Here is a 19,335-nt window from a genome sequence, read left to right on the forward strand (position 1 = left end):
GGATTAAATATAGCAATAATCAAGCCAATTAGGCGTCTGGATTTTTAGCACGGATATTTTTATACAGTTTAAATCCAAACATAATCAATACTGCGAGGACGATTATACCAACTACACCAAATATCCAGTTAATAGAACTTTTTAAAATTACCAAGAAAACCACTGCAAAGAGAATAAACGTAGCCCCTTCGTTCCAAATACGCATAAAATTAGAAGTGACTTTGATCTCATCCCCTTGTAACTGCTTGAAATAGATATGCGTCTTGTAATGGTAAATAAATAGTAGTAAAACAAAAGTTAATTTAACATGCATCCATCCTTGCTGAAACCAACTTGGCATTAAAACCATTAGCCAAATTGCAAATAAGGTTGCCAAAATTGCCGAAGGCCAGGTAATAATATACCACAAGCGCTTAGCCATTAGCTTTAATTGTTTTCCTAAAATTTCCTTTTCTGGAGAAGGTTTATAAAAAGCCTCTATTTGATACACAAACAATCTAGGTATATAAAACAACCCTGCAAACCAAGTAATAACAAATATCAGGTGCAGGGATTTTATGTAGTTATAGTACTCCATTAGTCTTCAACAAACAAATAACTCAAGTTTTTGGAATTAAAGGCCGCATTAAACGCTTTTACCTCATCGTTCAAAATTGTATTGAAAGCAGACAATTGCTCTTCAATTTTGGCAGTTAGCTCATTTTTAACAGCAATATCCTGTTCTGTTGGTGCAAAATCCCCCATACTTACTAAGGAATTTAAATGACCCAATTTATTGGTGAGCTTAATAGGAAAATTCAAAGGGTCTTGCGCGCTTCTATTTTTGGTTTGGTATAGTTCTTTTTCAATATTAGAAAGTTGCTCTTCTAGTTCCTTTGCCTTTTCTACCAGATCCTTTACATTATCATCATCCTTATATTGCTTTTGAAAAGCTCCTAGCTGACTATTGATTTTTCTAATTTTTTTTATGGATTTATGGGCCTTATCCATTGTACTATTAACATCCTTAATAAATTGAAACTGCTTTTCCATATCATCAAGAGTGCTTTCTGCTCTTGGGTCTGCTAGAATTGTAAATGGTTGTGATTGCTCATTACCATTAACGCTTAAACTGACTTTATAGCTTCCAGGAATTGCTCTAGGACCTTCTAAACTTGCCCACCATAGTATCATACCGGGTAAGCGCTCTGCACCATCATAGGTCATATCCCATACAAATTGATTGGCTCCTTTTTCAACTTTAAGCATGTTCTTTTTATCCTTGTTTGAAAACGTTTTAATTGTATCTCCTTTACGGTCAAAATATGTAAGCGATACGTTATCCTCGTCCTCGTATTCTTTTAAATTGAAATAAGTAATGACACCATTTGGGTGGTTAGTCCCGGAGGTTAAACTTCCTTTTCTATTACCTCCCCTCATTCTGTAGGTATCTTTAGGTTTGAATAATACATCACTGTTCAAGTCTGCATCGTATAATTGATGAATTACTGTTAAATCATCAATCATCCACAAACTACGCCCTTGTGTTGCAACGATTAAATTATTGTCCTTTATGGTTAAATCAGTTATAGGAACTATTGGTAAATTAAGCTGAAAAGACTTCCAGTCTTGTCCATCATTAAAGGAAATATACATGCCGGTTTCGGTCCCTGCATACAATAATCCTTTCCGTTTTGGATCTTCTCTTAAAACCCTTGTAAAATGCTCGTCATTAATTCCATTCGTGATTTTTTTCCAAGTCTTACCGTAATTAGTGGTTTTATAAAGATATGGTGCAAAATCACCAGTCTTGTATTTAGTGCCTGCGACATAACAAGTGCCTTCATCAAAAGCACTTGGTTCTATACTATTTATCATCATCCACTCTGGCATCCCTTTAGGAGTGACATTGTCCCAGGTTTTACCACCATCTTTAGTAACATGAATGAGACCATCATCACTACCAACCCAAATTAGGCCTTCCTTTAATGGAGATTCGTTAGCTGCAAAAATTGTACAGTAATATTCTACCGAGGTATTGTCCTGGGTAATTGGTCCTCCAGAAGATTTTAATTTTTCTGGGTCGTTTCGCGTTAAATCAGGACTAATAATATCCCAAGACTGCCCTTCATTTTCAGTAACATGGACATGTTGCGAAAACGTATATAATCGATCTGGATTGTGTTTAGAGAAAATAATAGGGAAATTCCACTGAAAACGATACTTCATACCCTCAGCGCCATAGCCCATTGGGTTATCTGGCCAAACATTTACTGCTCTTACTGTTCCTGTTTTATGATTTACCCGTGTTAAAAATCCATCATAACTCCCTCCATAAACAATATCATTATCATCTGGATCTACTGCAATATGGGCAGACTCTCCTCCTGCCGTACTTTCCCAATCGTCTTCTGTAATAGCATATCCGTCAGTACGATGTGGAATTCTAATGGTTGAGTTATCCTGTTGTGCCACATAGATGCGATATGGAAATGCATTATCCGTAGTTACTCTATAAAATTGTGATGTTGGCTGGTTATGATAGGTGCTCCAAGTTTCACCACCATCATAAGTCACTTGTGCTCCACCATCGTCACCAATAATCATGCGATTTGGATTCTCAGGCGCTATCCACAAATCGTGATGATCACCATGTGGTGCATTGTAAGTATCAAAATTTTTCCCTCCATCTGTACTTTTATGATAACGCACATTTAGCACGTAGACCGTGTTTACATCTTCTGTGTCTGCATAAACCCTTGTATAATACCATGCACGTTGACGTAATTTTCTTTCATCATTGACCTTTACCCAAGTATCACCACCATCGTCACTCCTATACAATCCGCCTTGATCTTTATTTTCTACAATAGCCCAAATACGTTGATTGTTTAAAGGAGATACCGTGACACCTATAATTCCCAAAACACCTTCTGGAAATCCTTTATTCGTAGAAATTTCAGTCCATGTTTCTCCACTATCTGTACTTTTCCAGAGTGCTGATCCCTCACCACCAGAGCTTAAACTATAAGGCGTACGTTGAACTCGCCAAGTAGAAGCGTACAAAATTCTAGGATTTGTTGGATCCATTATTAAATCGACAACACCCGCGTGTTCATTAGAAAATAATGTCTTCTTCCAGGTTTTGCCACCATCTGTACTTTTGTACACGCCTCTGTCTTCTGTTGGTTTATAGATGTTGCCCAAGACACCTGCATAAACTATGCTATGATCAGAAGGATGAATTGCGATACGTGGTACGTGTCTACTTTTTGGTAAGCCTGAAGCAACCCATGTTTTACCTGCATCTACACTTTTCCAGATTCCATAACCCGAAGAAACGTTGCCTCTAACCGTTTTTTCGCCACCACCGACATAAATTACATTTGGGTCGCTTTTAGAAACGGCAATAGCTCCAATACTTCCACCAAAATACCCATCAGATATATTTTTCCACGTACGTCCACCATCAGAGGTTTTCCAAATACCACCTCCAGTAGATCCAAAATAAAATAGATTTGGTTGTTTGGGCACACCTGTAACAGCTGCACTACGTCCACCTCTAAAAGGACCTAATAATCTATATTCTATGGCAGAATAATCAGACTGCTGAAAGTTTTGTGATTCAAGATTTGGGCTAAAAAACACAAGTAAAAGTGCCGCTAAATAGATAGAAAATCGCATAAAAATTAGTTGTTGGTTATAAGGATTCTAAAATTACGGATTTAAAATTACTCTGTTTCCTTTGGAAGTAAATTTAACTTTACTTCTCTATGCAAAAAATAAGCTGTAACTACAGTGGCCAAAACATCTGAAATTGGAAAAGACATCCAAACACCAAGCTCACCATAAAAGTTAGGTAAAATAAAAATCAATGGAATAAAGAAAATTCCCTGACGAAGTAAGGTAAGTAATAAGGCAGGCATAGCCTTACCAATAGCTTGAAAATAAGCTGCTCCTATTAATTGGATTCCTATTATAGGTGTTACCGCAAAAACCCATCGCATAGCTGGTGGCGTTTCCTTTAAAACCTCCGTATCCTGAGTAAATAATCGCGTAATTGCATCAGGAAAGAGCATCAAGAAAACAAATATAATACCTGCAAGTGCAATACTGTATTTAATGGCTGTAAGTATAGAATCCCTTACTCGCCGGTATTTTTCAGCACCGTAATTAAACCCTGCTATTGGCAAAAACCCTTGCGTAATTCCATAAACTGGGAATAAAGCAAACATGAGCATTCTACCAACTATGGCATAAGCAGTGACAGACGTTTCACCACCTAGATTGAATAAAATATTATTCATTAACAAATATGTAATACTTACAATAGCTTGTCTTGCTAGAGTTACAAAGCCTAAACTTCCGATTTCTTTAATTATTGGAAAATCTAATTTGTAATGACATTTGGTGATTTTTAATTCAGAGTTTTGGGACAAAAAGTACCAAATGATAAAACTTAGACAGAGCATATAAGATCCTGTTGTAGCCCAAGCGGCACCGTGCATTCCAAAATCGAAAAGCTTAATAAATACGTAATCCAGAACCAGGTTTCCTACAGAAGGAATCATCATGGCATACATGGCAAATTTGGGCTTTCCTTCTGCTCTTATGACGGTGTTTCCCATCATACACAAGGCCAAAAAAGGTACACCATATAACACAATGACATAATAAATCTTTGCTGGACTAAAAATAGCACCCTTGCCACCAAAAGCCGGTATAATGCCATCTACAAAATACAATCCTGGGATTACCAGAGAAACCGTAAGTAATAAGGTAAGAGTAATTTGATTGCCAAATGTCGTTAAGGCCTTTATTTTGTTACTAGCGCCCAATGCTCTTGAAATAATGGAGGAGCCTCCAATTCCAATGGCCATACCTAAAGCGGCTATAAAGAAGGATACTGGTAAAACAACATTTATGGCCGCAATAGCATTAGGTCCTATCCAATTACCTACAAAAATGGTATCTACAAGTATATTTAGGGACATTACGAGAATACCAATAGAAGCAGGTACAGCCTGCTTTATTAACAGTTTACCTATGGGTTGGTCTCCTAAATCTTGTGACAATACTTTAGCCATTAAATTAGACCGCTAATGTTTCTGCAGTTGCCCATTCTTCAATCATATTTGCAAGGACTTGGGCAAAATCATCTCTATCATTAAGGCAAGGAATAACTGTAAACTCCTTTCCACCAACTTCATGGAATATTTCCTCACCTTCCATTGCTATTTCTTCTAAGGTCTCTAAACAATCACTTACAAATGCAGGTGTTACAATTGCCATTTTCTTAACGCCTTCTTTTCCCATACGCTCTATGGTTCTGTCGGTATAAGGCTTAAGCCATGGGTCAAAGCCAAGCCTTGACTGAAACGTTGTAGAATAAGTACCGTTTTTTAATTTAAGCTTCTTAGCCATGTTCACAGTGGTAATTTCGCATTGATGACGGTAACAAAACTCATGCTGTGGGCTACCCATTTTAAAGCAGCACTTCCCATTCATTTTACAGTTCCCTTTAGAAATGTCACTTTTTCTAATGTGTCGTTCTGGTACTCCGTGATAACTAAAAAGAATATGCTCGTAATCCAACCCTTCTAACTTTTCCGCTATACTTTTAGCTAAAGCTTCTTTATAATCTTCTCTACCATAAAATGCTGGAGTTCTGGTGATTTTTACATGCGGAAAGTGTTTCGCAACTAATTCATCTACCTTAACATCAATCGTCTCGGTAGTGGCCATAGCGAATTGCGGATATAGGGGAATGGTTTTTACTTCGGTACAGCCCTTGTCCACTAATTCCTGTAGTCCTTTTTTAATACTCATGCTTCCGTAGCGCATGGCTAGTGCCACAGGATAATCCACTTTTTTCTGAACTTTCTCTTTTAGTCGCTCAGATAATACAATTAAGGGTGAGCCTTCTTCCCACCAAATCTTTTGGTACGCTTTGGCAGAAGCCTTTGGTCTTGTATTTAAGATAATGCCTTTAACTAATAATGTTCGCGCCCAAAGCGGAAGATCAATAACCCGCTCATCCATCAAAAACTCATCTAAATATGTTTTGACATCCTTTGGGTTAGGACTGTCTGGCGAACCTAAATTAACAAGTAAAACTCCTTTTTTCATAATCAACTTTTTCTAAAACAAAAATACAACCCTTTCATTATACAAAACAATCGCTTGTATTGGTTTTATTTATAATGCTATGTTAAATACTGTTTTCCGTTTTTTCGAGTTGTTATTTTTATCATTAAATATTCATAATATTAGTTTTTAAACGAGTTTTATTAATTGAATATGGCTATTTCAACGATTTAAATATCTTTACGAGTTCTGATTATATAGTACAAAATGAAAAAAATTCTTACGGCCCTAATTCTCACTTTTTCAATAACAGTTTTTTCACAACAACAATATCAAAGTTTGCTTTGGGAAATCTCCGGAAATGGGTTAGAAAAAACCTCCTACCTGTATGGCACCATGCATGTTAGTAAAAAAGTGGCTTTTAGATTAGACGACGTGTTCTATAAAGCACTTAATGAAAGTGAGTGTATTGCATTAGAATCAGACCCAACAACCTGGCCTGGTTTTAATTATGACATGATGATTGATGAAATGGCTTTTTACAATAACTATACTCAAGGGTTTTATACCAATTTGTTTAAGTTAACACATCCTGAGGAAATGGCCGTAAGAGCATCGGTAAGAATGGATAACGGTGCCGTTAATGCCTATTTATATAGAAAAAATAATGCAGCAGATAATTTTGAAGAAGAAACCTACTTGGATATGTTTATTTTTCAGGCAGGAAAGAAAAACAACAAGGAAATTTATGGCCTTGAAGACCTAGCAGAATCCCGTTATTTAACTACAAAAGCGGCTTATAATGCTAATAAAAAAGATATTGATCCTTGGTTGCAGAAATTATATGCTAAAGAAAATCCATATCTTATTCAAGAGAATCTTTATCGGGATAGAAACTTAGATCTTTTAGATTCAATTGGTCAAGGTTCCAATACAGAATTCTACAGGGAAAACATGCTTTACATTAGAAATGAAAACATGGTTAATTCCCTAGAAGAATTAATGCCAAAAAAATCAGTTTTTGCCGGTGTTGGGGCTGCACATTTACCTGGCCAAAAGGGCATGATAAATATGCTACGCCAAAGAGGTTACACAGTTAAACCCTTAACTTCTGAGCAGACCGATTACAGTAAAACCGAAAAAACTAAACTCGACAGTCTTTTTGTTGATCCGGTTCTAAAAAAGCATAAAACCCCCGATGGTTTTTTAAGCCTTAACACCTATGACAAGTTACGGGAATTTTCCTACGCTGGACAGAAGTATTATCTAGATCCAGACATGACCAATGGTGCTTATCTCACGATAAATAGAATTAGTCGTTTTACTTATTTACCAAACGAAAAAGAGAGCATAACGCTAAAGGAGATTGATGATTTATTATACGAGGATATACCAGGTGATATCATTAAAAAAGAAGAGCTGAAAGAGCCCTATCCTGGTCTAAGCATTATAAACAAAACAAAGAAAGGTGAATTTCAAAAGTATCATATTTATCAAACTCCCTTGGAGATTATCATCATCAAATATGCAGGGCGTAGTGATTTTGTTCTTAATCATGAGGCTAAGATATTCAACTCTATAGATTTAAAAACACCTTCGGATTCTATTATAACTTTTGTGTCTCCATCCAAAAAATTTCAAGTAAAATTTCCTGAATATTATATTACTAGTAATATGAACAACAAAGGAAAAAAGCTCTTGGAAGGCCATACAAATAATGCCTATTATTTTTTAGAAGAATCTTCTCTACATGATTTGACCTATATTGAAGAGGACAGTTTTGAAGCCAAGTACTTTCATCATGAACTTTACTTAAATTACAATCTTGAGGAGGCGGAAGGCGGTTTTAAAAAAGGCGCTTATCAAACCTATGAATCCAGAGCTGTTTTAGACTCCATATCTGGTAATAATATCCATTTAAAAACAGTTGTTAAAGACGGTAGCTATTACCTTCTGGGCTATGTAGGAACTAACGACGCAGACAAAACAGACTTTTTTAAGTCTTTCAAATTCAATAAAACGGACTATTCAGGTTTTGAGAAAGTTGTAGATACCTCACTTCATTTTACCGTAAACACAAACACTAAATCACCCATACCAAACCCTTATGGTTATGGTATGTATGGTAATAATAAAGATGCCAAGGATTACGAAGAAAAGTCCAAATCAACCACGTATTCTACCAAAGCGAATGAGCAGATAGAAATCACAAGGACTAAATTTCATGATTTACAGATGTTTCGTAACATTGATAGCGTTTGGCAAGAGGTAGAACGTAGAGTATATGGTGTTAAACGTTTCTATAGACCAAAAAATAAGTTTAGGATTTTTAATAGATCTAAGTCCAAAAAGGATGATATGTTCATCTACAGCTTTAACTATACAGATAGTAACAGTGTAAAACAGGTAATGGTAAAAAGCATTCTAAAGGAAGGGGTTCTATTTGAGCTAAAAACCTTAATAGATTCCATTAGCGGACCATCAAAATTTGTGACCGAGTTTTACGATTCTTTTACACCACTAGATACCCTAATGGGAAAGGATGTTCTGAAAGATAAAACCAGACATTTTTTTGAAGCACTCAAAGAAAATGACAGTATAGTTTTAGAATCCTACAACCTTATCAAATTTAAAAAATACAACAGTAGAGATCTTATTTCTGTTTTAAGAGATTTTGAATTTGACAAAGAACGTCTGAATATAAAATCCCATCTCGTTAGCGAATTAATAAAAATTGACCTAAAGAACAATTTAGATTTTATTAAGCAACTTTACTATGATAGTTACTCAGATCCTCAAACTCAATCCACTATATTAGAAGGATTATTTGAATCTAACAAAAAAGAAAATTTTGAATTGGCGATGGACCTAATGGATCGTGATTTACCACTTGGTGGCATTGGTGGCGTTTTTTACAGATACTCTGGCAAGGATTCGTTGGAATTAAAAGCATCATTGTTTCCTAAAATTTTGCAATACAGTACCATAAGTGAATATAAACAGCCACTTTATAATTTGTTGGCCCGTGTTAAAGATTCTGGTTTAATAAAAACCAAAGTGTACAAGAAATATAAAGACCAGATTATAAACGATGGTAAAATTGAAGTTAAACGCAGCTTAAGTAATTCTGGCTATGGGTATAATTCCTATTCAGGTGACCTATCTACGTATATTGATTTAATTTTCCCTTACAGAAATGAACGCTCTGCGAAGGACTTCTTTGAAAAAATATTAAATGTTGATAATACTGCTGCACTCGTGAGGTATTATGTATTGTTATCAAGACACAAGGAGAATATTCCTGAAGAATTGAAAGAAAAACTAGTAGAAGATGAAGAAAATCAATACAAGCTTTTGGAAGAACTCGATGATGCTAACCTACACCAGACTATAAAAATGCTCAACATTAGTCAACAACATTTTGCAAAATCAAAATTACTGGCAAATGCAAACTACGAGAAAGAAAAAGACTCAATTACCTTTTTATTTAAACGCGATTTCAAAACCGATAAGGGCAATAAAGATGCAGTCATGTATTTCTTTAAAATAGATAAGGACGATGAGTATTCTGGGAAGTCTGAAGTATTGCACTACATCTCCTTTATAAAGCCAAAAGATGACAATAAACTAGTTATAGATTATTATTATAAAAGTGATAATTATGGTACCACAAAAGATGAAACCAAGGAGTTAGAAGAGCAGATTTCTGAAATCATTAACCTGGCCATTTATAAAGACCGTAAACGGGTAACACCTAGTTCGAGAGGGTATAATGGCTATTACGATTATTAGATTAGAAATTAACCAGAAGCCGTAATATACTTTTTAGGTGTTGTGCCAAACTTCTTTTTAAAAGCTGCAATAAAATGGCTTGCTGTACTATAACCCACTTTTAGACCAACCTCATTGACATTGTGATCACCAGACTCTAAAAGTTTCCGGGCAACTTCCATTTTATAGTCCAATAAAAAGCCATAAACCGTATCACCATATATTTGCTTAAAGCCCTCTTTAAGTTTCTTTAAGCTTAAGCCAATGGTTTCAGAAAGTTCTTGTAAGGTCGGTGGCTCTGCCATATTAGCAATGATGATATCCTTAGCTTTTTTTAGTTTGGCCACATTAACCTCGTCTACTAAAAACGGACATTGTTCAATATCAGCATCTTCATTTCTATTAAAATACAAGCTTAACAATTCGTAAACTTTAGCTTTGAAATAAAGTGGTTTCATCGTTTGGTTGAGATTAAAACTTATCATTTGGTTTAAGACCACAGCCATTGAAGGATTAATACTTCCATCAGTGTAGTACTTTTTGTTTTTGTTTTCGTTAGACAAAAAAGTCACATAATTAGCATCTTGTGAGAACAAGCCGTGAAACTTCTTTATAGACATTACAAAAGACACCAACCAAGAGTTTGGCTGCAATTCTAGATGTATTGGTAAATCGCGTTGTGGATTGTATAAAAGTAGTGATGTTTCCTCTTTAATACTTAAGGTATATGTTCCGTTATTAAACACAAAATCCGCAGTTCCTTTGGTACAGAAATGAAACTGTATAAAGGTGCTATCAATCTCACGTTCAAGAATTTTGACAGAGTGGTCTTCATTCTTGTGTGTTAGCACAAAAAAGCCATCTTCAATGAAAGTTTCATCAAAAGTACCTTTAGCGACACTTTTAGAAGCTATTTTTTCTGTTCGCATTTTCTTATTATTTAGATTCGTTCTAAACAAAAGGCTTAAAAACCCTTATTCTTACTGTAAAAGTATGACAAAAATCATGTTTTATTAAAAAACAAACCTAAAAAACCACAATCGACACTTTAAGTTCTTCTAGCGTTATTTTTTTTATGGTATCACATATAAATTTGCTCTGTTAATTCTCAAGTCAGGTAAACGAGCGAATGCAACACCAAAAGAATACGTTTTTTTATGCCATTGGTCTTAGCTATCAAAAAGCTGATGCGGAGGTGCGTGGTCACTTTAGCTTAAGTGATACGGCAAAGCAAAATCTGTTAGCTGAAGCTAAGCACAACGGTATAGAAAGCCTTATTGTAATCTCTACCTGCAACCGTACCGAACTTTATGGTTTTGCCGAGCACCCTTATCAGTTGATTCATTTACTTTGCGAAAACACAAAAGGTACCGTTGAAGAGTTTCAGGATGTCGCCTATATTCATAAAGGGAAAAATGCCATACACCACATGTTTAGGGTTGGGTCTGGTCTTGATAGTCAGATTCTTGGTGATTTTGAAATTATTAGTCAATTAAAGTTTGCAGCTAGAGCATCTAAAAAGGAAGGCTTACTTAATTCATTTACAGAACGATTGGTTAATTCCGTTATCCAGGCCAGTAAGCGCATTAAAAATGAAACTGAATTATCTTCTGGTGCAACCTCAGTATCTTTTGCTGCTGTGCAATACATCATGAACAATGTCAAGCACATTTCAGATAAAAACATATTGCTTTTTGGTACAGGTAAAATAGGTCGTAACACTTGCGAAAATTTAGTAAAGCACACCAAAAATCAGCATATTACCTTAATTAATAGAACCAAAACCAAAGCCGAGGAAGTCGCTGGTAAATTCAACTTGATTGTAAAAGATTACGAAAATCTACAAGAGGAAATCAACGATTCAGATATTGTTATTGTTGCTACTGGCGCACAGAATCCAACCGTTTTTAAAGGTTTAATTAACACGGATAGACCACTTTTAGTTTTAGATTTATCTATTCCAAAAAATGTAAACGAAGATATAACTGAGTTAAAAAACGTATCTTTAGTACATATGGATGATTTGGCTAAAATTACTGATGATACTCTAGAAAAACGTAAAGCATTTATTCCTAATGCAGAAGCCATTATAGATGAAATAATGTCCGATTTTAATGTTTGGTTAAACACGTTGAAGTTTGTGCCTACCATTCAGGCTTTAAAACATAAACTTACCGACTTAAAAAATTCGGAATTAAATACGCAGCGTAAAAAAATAGCCAATTTTAATGAAGATCAGGCAGAACTGATAACCAACAACATTATTCAAAAAATTACCAATCAGTTTGCACACCACTTTAGAGAAGACAACGATACGTCTGACGAGAGTTTAGAACTCATTAAAAAAATATTTCAGCTAGAAACTTCAGAGAATGTCTAAAATAATTCGCATTGGCACACGTGATAGCCAATTAGCACTATGGCAGGCTAAAACCGTTCAATCTCAACTAGAACACTTGGGTCACAAAACGGAATTAGTTCCTGTAAAATCTACAGGGGATATTGTACTAGATAAACCTTTATACGAGCTAGGTATTACGGGAATTTTCACCAAGACCTTAGATATCGCCATGCTTAATGAGGATATTGATATTGCTGTACACTCTCTTAAAGATGTCCCTACAGTTTTACCCAAAGGTATTGTACAAGCGGCGGTCATAAAACGTGGTAATGTCAATGATACCTTGGTTTTTAAAAAGAATGAAGAATTTCTTTCGGCCAGGAATGCCGTAATAGCAACAGGCAGTCTTCGAAGACGTGCACAATGGCTTAATCGTTACCCGTCACATACGGTTGTAAACATCAGAGGCAACGTAAATTCAAGATTGCAAAAGCTTGAAGATAACGACGACTGGAATGCTGCAATTTTTGCTGCAGCAGGTATTGGTAGATTAAACATAAGACCAGAAAATGCAATAAATCTAAACTGGATGATCCCTGCACCAGCTCAAGGGGCTATTATGATCACAGCCCTGGAAAGCGACGAAGAGACTAGAGCAATATGTGCAGAAATTAATCACGAAGAAACAGAAATATGTACAAGAATTGAGAGGGAATTTCTAAACCGACTTGAAGGTGGTTGTACCGCTCCTATTGGCGCGTTGGCATTTATCAAAAACGAAGAAGTTAATTTTAAAGGCATTCTTCTTAGTAAAGATGGTACAAAAAAAATCGAAGTCTCTAAAGTTGTTCCTTTAGGAAAACATCATGATTTGGCAGAATTTTGTGCTAATTATGTGATTGGTAAAGGTGGTAAAACACTTATTGATCAATTACAGCGCAGCGACAAAAAAACCAATATTTACTCAACAAAAAAGCTTACAGACGATCAATTACAACTGTTTCATAATAATGTGGTTGCCGATAGTAACGATGCAATAAAAATTAGTTTAAACCGTATCCCAAAAACGGTGGTGCGTAATGAAATTAAAAACGTTATCATTACTAGCAAAAATGCGGTTGAGGCCTTGCTTCATAACTTTTCGGCTATTGAGTTACAGTTTAAAAATATTTACTGCGTTGGCAGACGCACCAAGCGTTTGGTTGAAAAACGTATTGGGAAGGTAATACATACCGAATCTAACGCTAAAAAATTAGCTAACTACCTTGTTGAGCATATTGAAGGAAAAGAAGTAACATACTTCTGTAGTGACTTACGATTAGACGATTTACCTAATATTCTGTCTAAAAATTACATCACTATTAATGAGATAGAAGCTTACCAAACCAAGTTTGATGCAGATAAAGTAGATGGTAACTTAGACGGTGTGATGTTTTACAGTCCATCTACTGTAGAAAGCTTTTTAAAACAGAACAAAGCGTCTGGTATTGCCTTTTGTATTGGAGAAACCACGGCAAAAGCAGCAAGTCCGTATTTCGAAGATGTACGCATTGCTAAGGTACCAACTGTAGAGAGTGTTATTGAGTTAGTGAACGAGTATTTCCTGCAAAAGTAGGAATCTTAAAAATTAAGTTACAATTAAAGTAGATTCCTGCCGCCGTAGGAATGACAGAACTATGATAAAGAACGACTTATATCTAAGAGCATTAAAAGGAGAAACTGTAGAGCGTCCACCTGTTTGGATGATGCGCCAAGCAGGTAGGTATCTTCCAGAATTTATGGAAATTAAAGCCAAGTACGACTTTTTTACACGTTGTCGTACACCAGAATTGGCAAGTGAAATTACCGTACAACCTATTCGTCGCTACGGAATGGATGCTGCTATTTTGTTTAGCGATATCTTGGTCATTCCGCAAGCCATGAATATAGAGGTAGAAATGAAACCTAATTTTGGGCCTTACCTTCCTAATCCTATTCGTTCCCAAAAAGATGTAGATAACGTTATTGTACCTGATGTACATATAGAGTTAGATTACGTCATGCAAGCTATAAAGGCAACAAAGGAATTACTTAACAATGAAATTCCACTTATTGGTTTTGCGGGTTCGCCATGGACTATATTGTGTTACTGTGTGCAAGGCCAAGGGTCTAAGAACTTTGATAAGGCCAAAGAGTTTTGTTTTACAAATCCTGTTGCTGCCCATGGTTTACTTCAAAAAATTACAGATACCACCATCGCTTACTTAAAAGCAAAAGTTGCTGCTGGTTGTAACGCTGTGCAGATTTTTGATTCTTGGGGGGGCATGTTATCACCTGTAGATTATCAGGAATTTTCTTGGCAGTACATTAATCAAATTATTGAGGCTTTAAAAGATGATGCTCCTGTTATTGCATTTGGCAAAGGCTGTTGGTTTGCACTTGGTGAAATGGCTAAATCAAACGCCTCGGCATTAGGTATAGACTGGACATGTTCTCCTAAAAACGCACGTTATTTAACTGGTGGCAACATCACCTTACAAGGCAATTTTGACCCAACACGCTTATTTTCACCACCAAAAGACATCAGAAAAATGGTGCATCAAATGATTGATGATTTTGGAAAAGATAAATACATTGTAAATTTAGGTCATGGTATTTTACCAAATATCCCATTAGATAATGCCAAGGCGTTTATTGATGCCGTTAAGGAATATAAAGGCTAATCGCCTTTTGTAACTATTGAACCACCTAAACGTCTTATCTAGTATAAGTTGAATTAAAAAGATTCCTGATTTCACAGAAAATATTATGGTACAAAACATATTTAGAGGTCTACAAGTTTATACAGGTGCCTACGGATTAATTTCAAAATTGAAACTATGGAAGTATTTTGTTATACCTGTAATCATAAGTCTCTTTGTTTTTATTATGATTTTTGTTTCGGCTTATGGATTATCCGATAACCTTGGTGAATGGATGGCTGGCATTTGGGTCTGGGAAACGGGAAAAGCGACATTTACTGCTATTTCCACCTTTATAGCGGCCATAATTATTTTTGCTATAGGCCTTATTCTGTACAAACACATTATTATGGCATTATCCTCGCCATTTATGAGTCCCGTTTCAGAAAAAATAGAGGCTTATTTTACGGGAAAACCTGCTAAGAATTATGTCCATACCAATTTTTCAAAACAATTGATAAGAGGCATTAGAATTGGTTTAAGAAATCTAACAAAAGAACTACTTTATACAATTCCTATTCTTGTACTTAAGTTCATTCCTGTTGTTAATATTTTTTCAACGGTGTTGCTCTTTATAGTACAAGCGTATTATGCCGGTTTTGCAAATATGGATTACACTTTAGAACGTCATTTTAAATATAAAGACAGTGTCGCTTTTATAAGACAACACAGAGGTCTAGCTATTGGTAATGGTATTGGTTTTTTACTCTTGTTATTGATTCCTGTGGTTGGTGTTCTTTTAGTGCTCCCATTGAGTGTAACCTCTGCAACAGTAATTGCTGTAGACCTATTGTTTGATGATGATGAGGATATTGGTTTTGAACCATTTGACAAAATAGAACTTAGCTAAAAAACAGTGCATTCTTCAATGAAAAGTAAATTCTATAATTATATACAAAAATTACAAGATACCATTACATCAAAACTCGAAACTCTTGATGGCAAGGCTAAGTTCAAAGAAGATTTATGGGAGCGCCCAGAAGGTGGTGGTGGTATAACTCGTGTTATAGAAAATGGAAACGTTTTTGAAAAAGGTGGAGTTAATATTTCGGCGGTGCATGGTAAATTACCAGATAGCATGCAAGTCTATTTTGGTGTAGAGGATGCTGATTTTTTTGCTTGTGGATTAAGTTTAGTTTTACATCCTAAAAGTCCAATGGTACCAACCGTACATGCTAATTGGCGCTATTTTGAAATGTATGACCAAGACGGTAATATTGTAGATCAATGGTTTGGTGGTGGACAAGATTTAACACCCTATTATTTGTTTGAAGAAGATGCCAAACATTTTCACCAAACCTGCAAAATTGCCTGCGATAAACATAACCCTGATTTCTACCCAAAATATAAAGCACGTTGTGATGAGTACTTTTTCAACACCCATCGTCATGAAGCTCGTGGTATCGGTGGTTTGTTTTTTGATTATTGTAAAGCAAATGATGGCATGACCATGGAAGACTGGTACGATTTTGTTACTGAAGTTGGTAACAGTTTCCTAGAAGCTTACGTACCAATTGTTGAAAAACGTAAAGATTTGCCATACTCACAAGAACAACGCGATTGGCAGGAAATAAGACGTGGACGTTATGTGGAATTTAATTTAGTACATGATAAAGGCACACTTTTCGGGCTAAAAACCAACGGTAGAATAGAAAGTATTTTAATGAGCTTGCCACCACATGTACAGTGGGTTTACGACCATCATCCTGTCAAAGGAAGTGAAGAAGAAAAATTGATAAACGTTTTACAAAATCCTAGAGAATGGGTTTAGAACCCTTAACTTTGAAATAATAACATATACATTAAAAAATGTTCCCAATACGAAGAAACCGAAGACTAAGAACCAGCGTGGCAATAAGAAGTTTAGTCAGAGAAACTTACATAACCCCCAATGATTTTTTAGTACCTCTTTTTGTGGTTGAGGGTAATGGCATAAAAGAAGAAATAGCCTCGATGCCAAATTATTATCGTTTTAGCCTAGATTTACTCAAGAACGAAGTCAAAATGCTGTGGAGTTTAGGATTAAAATCCGTTTTACTATTCGTTAAAGTTGATGATAATCTAAAAGACAATAAGGGCACTGAAGCCTTAAACCCAAACGGCCTGATGCAACGTGCCATAAAAACCGTTAAAACTGTTTGTCCAGATATGTTGGTAATGACAGATGTGGCTTTAGATCCATTTTCATCTTATGGACACGATGGCATTGTTGAAAATGGAAAAATTATCAATGATGCTACAGTTGAAGTTTTAGCCGAAATGAGCATATCTCACGCTGAAGCTGGCGCCAATTTTGTCGCACCAAGTGATATGATGGATGGTAGGATTTTAGGGATTCGTGAGGCCTTAGACCAATCAAATCTCATTGATGTTGGTATCATGAGCTATGCGGCAAAATACGCATCGGCATTTTACGGCCCTTTTAGAGATGCTTTAGATTCTGCTCCTGTAGATATGGTTGATGTGCCTAAAGACAAGAAAACCTATCAAATGGATTTTGCCAATCGTGATGAGGCTTTAAGGGAAACCGAAATGGATATTAATGAAGGTGCAGATATTGTAATGGTTAAACCGGGTCTTTGCTATCTCGATATTGTGAGGGATATTAAAAATCATTTTGATATTCCACTAGCTGTATATCAAGTATCTGGCGAGTATGCCATGCTTAAAGCTGCTGCTGAAAAAGGTTGGTTAGATCATGATGCCATAATGTTAGAGCAAGTAACTTCTATTAAACGGGCAGGGGCAGATATTATAGCAAGTTATTTTGCTAAGGATGTTGTGAAATTGATTTCGTAACTTCGTAATAACTTAAACCAAAAAAATTAATGGGCTTACTCATATTCTACGCCATCATTTCTATTTTCTTTTCTTTTTTGTGTTCTATTCTAGAGGCTGTATTACTAAGTATTACACCTACATTTATCAATGTTAAAAAGAAAGAAGGTAAAACTTATGCCAGTGAACTTGAAGAACTTAAAAGAGATGTAGACCGCCCGTTAATTGCTATTTTAACCTTAAACACCATTGCCCACACTGTGGGTGCCATTTTGGTTGGTGTACAAGCAAAAGTTGCTTATGCCGAACTTTACGGAAATACCAAAAGAAGTTTACTGGGCGTAGAATTTACCGAAGACGTTATGGTTGGTTTGGTATCTACGGTAATGACAATCTTAATTCTAGTAGCTTCAGAAATTATCCCAAAAACTATTGGTGCCACCTTTTGGAAACAATTAGCCAACTTTACTGCAAAAGCATTAAAAGTTCTAATCTTTCCTTTAAAATGGACAGGTATATTATGGCTATTACAGCTTACTACAAAACTTATTGGTGGCAAAGGTCATGGCAGTGTATTAAGTCGTGAAGGGTTTGTAGCAATGGCAGATATTGCCCATGAAGAAGGAGTTTTTGAAGAAAGCGAAAGTAAAGTCATTAAAAATCTGCTTAACTTTAAAGAAGTACGTGCTAAAGATATTATGACACCTCGTACGGTTCTGAAAACTGAAAACGAAACCATGACGGTCAGAGATTTTTTTGAAGCTAATTCCAATATTCGCTTTTCCAGAATCCCAGTATTCACCGAAAACCCTGATAATATTACGGGCTTAGTTCTAAAAGATGAAGTATTTAAGGAAATGGGCTTGGGTAATGGAAATAAATTATTATCTGAAATAAAGCGAAGTATCATTATCGTGAATCGTACGCTACCCATTCCAAAACTTTTTGAGCAATTAGTAGAAAGCCGTAACCATATGGCATTAGTTGTAGATGAGTATGGCTCTGTAAGTGGTATCGTTACCATGGAAGATGTTATTGAAACATTACTTGGACTTGAAATTATGGATGAAAGTGATAACGTTTCAGACCTACAATTACTCGCTCGAAAAAGCTGGGAAAGTAGAGCTAAACGCTTGGGCTTACTAGATGATGACGATCCTGAAAATTAATGGAGGTCTGCTGTATTGAAACACCTATTGGATACGCCAAAATTGTTGGCGACCATAATGGTATAACTTCTGTTTCAATATTAGACAAGTCTGAAAATGCCTCTGAATATATTCCAGAACCGCTTGAAGATTGTGTTACACAACTCAAGGCGTATTTCAATAATCAACTCAGAACTTTCGACTTAAAATTAAATCCCGAAGGAACTTTATTTCAGAAAAAGGTCTGGAAACACCTGAGCCAGATTCCTTATGGCAAAACCATTTCCTATTTAGAACTTGCCAAACAATTAGGTGATGCTAAAGCCATAAGAGCGGTGGCTAATGCAAATGGCAAAAATCCCATTTGGATTATTATCCCTTGTCATCGTGTCATCGGCGCTGATGGAAGCTTAACTGGATATGCAGGTGGCTTACACAGAAAACAATGGCTTCTTAATCACGAAGGTGAATACAAGCAACAGACACTTTTTTAAATCCTATTTTTAGTATA

The 19,335-nt window shown here is 35.8% G+C and carries 14 protein-coding genes; 9 read left to right on the forward strand and 5 right to left on the reverse strand.

Annotated elements, in window-relative coordinates; genetic code table 11:
- Nucleotides 1–28: 28 nt before the first annotated feature.
- The 4 genes from ACFQ1K_RS10945 to hemH are packed head-to-tail and all read right to left on the reverse strand — an operon-like array spanning nt 29 to nt 6,108.
- A complete protein-coding gene (locus tag ACFQ1K_RS10945) occupies nt 29–577 on the reverse strand; it encodes a CopD family protein (protein ID WP_320554776.1) in 549 nt (182 codons plus the stop codon).
- Nucleotides 577–3,663, reverse strand: coding sequence for a VPS10 domain-containing protein (locus ACFQ1K_RS10950; RefSeq protein WP_320554777.1), 3,087 nt, complete (start codon nt 3,661–3,663; stop codon nt 577–579). Before ACFQ1K_RS10950 ends, ACFQ1K_RS10945 begins: the two co-directional genes overlap by 1 nt.
- A 47-nt stretch (nt 3,664–3,710) precedes the next feature.
- A complete protein-coding gene (locus ACFQ1K_RS10955) occupies nt 3,711–5,066 on the reverse strand; it encodes an MATE family efflux transporter (protein ID WP_320554778.1) in 1,356 nt (451 codons plus the stop codon).
- Nucleotides 5,067–5,070: 4 nt separating this feature from the next.
- The gene (hemH, locus tag ACFQ1K_RS10960) at nt 5,071–6,108 is read right to left on the reverse strand and encodes a ferrochelatase (protein ID WP_320554779.1); all 1,038 of its coding nucleotides are present in this window, start codon (nt 6,106–6,108) and stop codon (nt 5,071–5,073) included.
- A 225-nt stretch (nt 6,109–6,333) separates the two neighbouring features.
- Here hemH and ACFQ1K_RS10965 point away from each other — a divergent pair, with 225 nt between their 5' ends.
- Nucleotides 6,334–9,858, forward strand: coding sequence for a TraB/GumN family protein (locus ACFQ1K_RS10965; protein WP_320554780.1), 3,525 nt, complete (start codon nt 6,334–6,336; stop codon nt 9,856–9,858).
- Nucleotides 9,859–9,866: 8 nt separating this feature from the next.
- On the opposite strand, the gene ACFQ1K_RS10970 is transcribed toward ACFQ1K_RS10965, so the two are convergent.
- Nucleotides 9,867–10,766, reverse strand: coding sequence for a helix-turn-helix transcriptional regulator (locus tag ACFQ1K_RS10970; RefSeq protein ID WP_320554781.1), 900 nt, complete (start codon nt 10,764–10,766; stop codon nt 9,867–9,869).
- 200 nt (nt 10,767–10,966) lie between these two features.
- Here ACFQ1K_RS10970 and hemA point away from each other — a divergent pair, with 200 nt between their 5' ends.
- The 8 genes from hemA to ACFQ1K_RS11010 all read left to right on the forward strand — a co-directional run bounded on the left by hemA (nt 10,967) and on the right by ACFQ1K_RS11010 (nt 19,318).
- Nucleotides 10,967–12,217: a glutamyl-tRNA reductase gene (gene hemA, locus ACFQ1K_RS10975; RefSeq protein ID WP_320554782.1), complete on the forward strand. Its 1,251-nt coding sequence runs from the start codon at nt 10,967–10,969 to the stop codon at nt 12,215–12,217.
- Nucleotides 12,210–13,793 carry a hydroxymethylbilane synthase gene (hemC, locus tag ACFQ1K_RS10980; protein WP_320554783.1) on the forward strand — a complete coding sequence of 528 codons (1,584 nt, stop codon included), beginning with the start codon at nt 12,210–12,212 and terminating at the stop codon, nt 13,791–13,793. Before hemA ends, hemC begins: the two co-directional genes overlap by 8 nt.
- A gap of 61 nt (nt 13,794–13,854) precedes the next feature.
- A complete protein-coding gene (hemE, locus tag ACFQ1K_RS10985) occupies nt 13,855–14,880 on the forward strand; it encodes a uroporphyrinogen decarboxylase (protein ID WP_320554784.1) in 1,026 nt (341 codons plus the stop codon).
- A gap of 85 nt (nt 14,881–14,965) precedes the next feature.
- The gene (locus ACFQ1K_RS10990) at nt 14,966–15,748 is read left to right on the forward strand and encodes an EI24 domain-containing protein (protein ID WP_320554785.1); all 783 of its coding nucleotides are present in this window, start codon (nt 14,966–14,968) and stop codon (nt 15,746–15,748) included.
- Between the two features lie 18 nt (nt 15,749–15,766).
- On the forward strand, nt 15,767–16,669 hold the full coding sequence (gene hemF / locus ACFQ1K_RS10995; protein WP_320554786.1) for an oxygen-dependent coproporphyrinogen oxidase: 903 nt from the start codon (nt 15,767–15,769) through the stop codon (nt 16,667–16,669).
- 38 nt (nt 16,670–16,707) lie between these two features.
- On the forward strand, nt 16,708–17,697 hold the full coding sequence (hemB, locus tag ACFQ1K_RS11000) for a porphobilinogen synthase (RefSeq protein ID WP_320554787.1): 990 nt from the start codon (nt 16,708–16,710) through the stop codon (nt 17,695–17,697).
- A 29-nt stretch (nt 17,698–17,726) separates the two neighbouring features.
- Nucleotides 17,727–18,845 (forward strand): hemolysin family protein, encoded by a 1,119-nt coding sequence (locus tag ACFQ1K_RS11005; RefSeq protein WP_320554788.1) that lies wholly within the window; start codon nt 17,727–17,729, stop codon nt 18,843–18,845.
- Complete coding sequence (locus ACFQ1K_RS11010) at nt 18,845–19,318, forward strand: methylated-DNA--[protein]-cysteine S-methyltransferase (RefSeq protein WP_320554789.1); 474 nt, start codon at nt 18,845–18,847, stop codon at nt 19,316–19,318. Before ACFQ1K_RS11005 ends, ACFQ1K_RS11010 begins: the two co-directional genes overlap by 1 nt.
- Nucleotides 19,319–19,335 lie beyond the last annotated feature (17 nt).

The organism is Winogradskyella aquimaris (genome assembly GCF_042676105.1).
In the GTDB taxonomy this organism is placed as follows: Bacteria; Bacteroidota; Bacteroidia; order Flavobacteriales; family Flavobacteriaceae; genus Winogradskyella; species Winogradskyella aquimaris.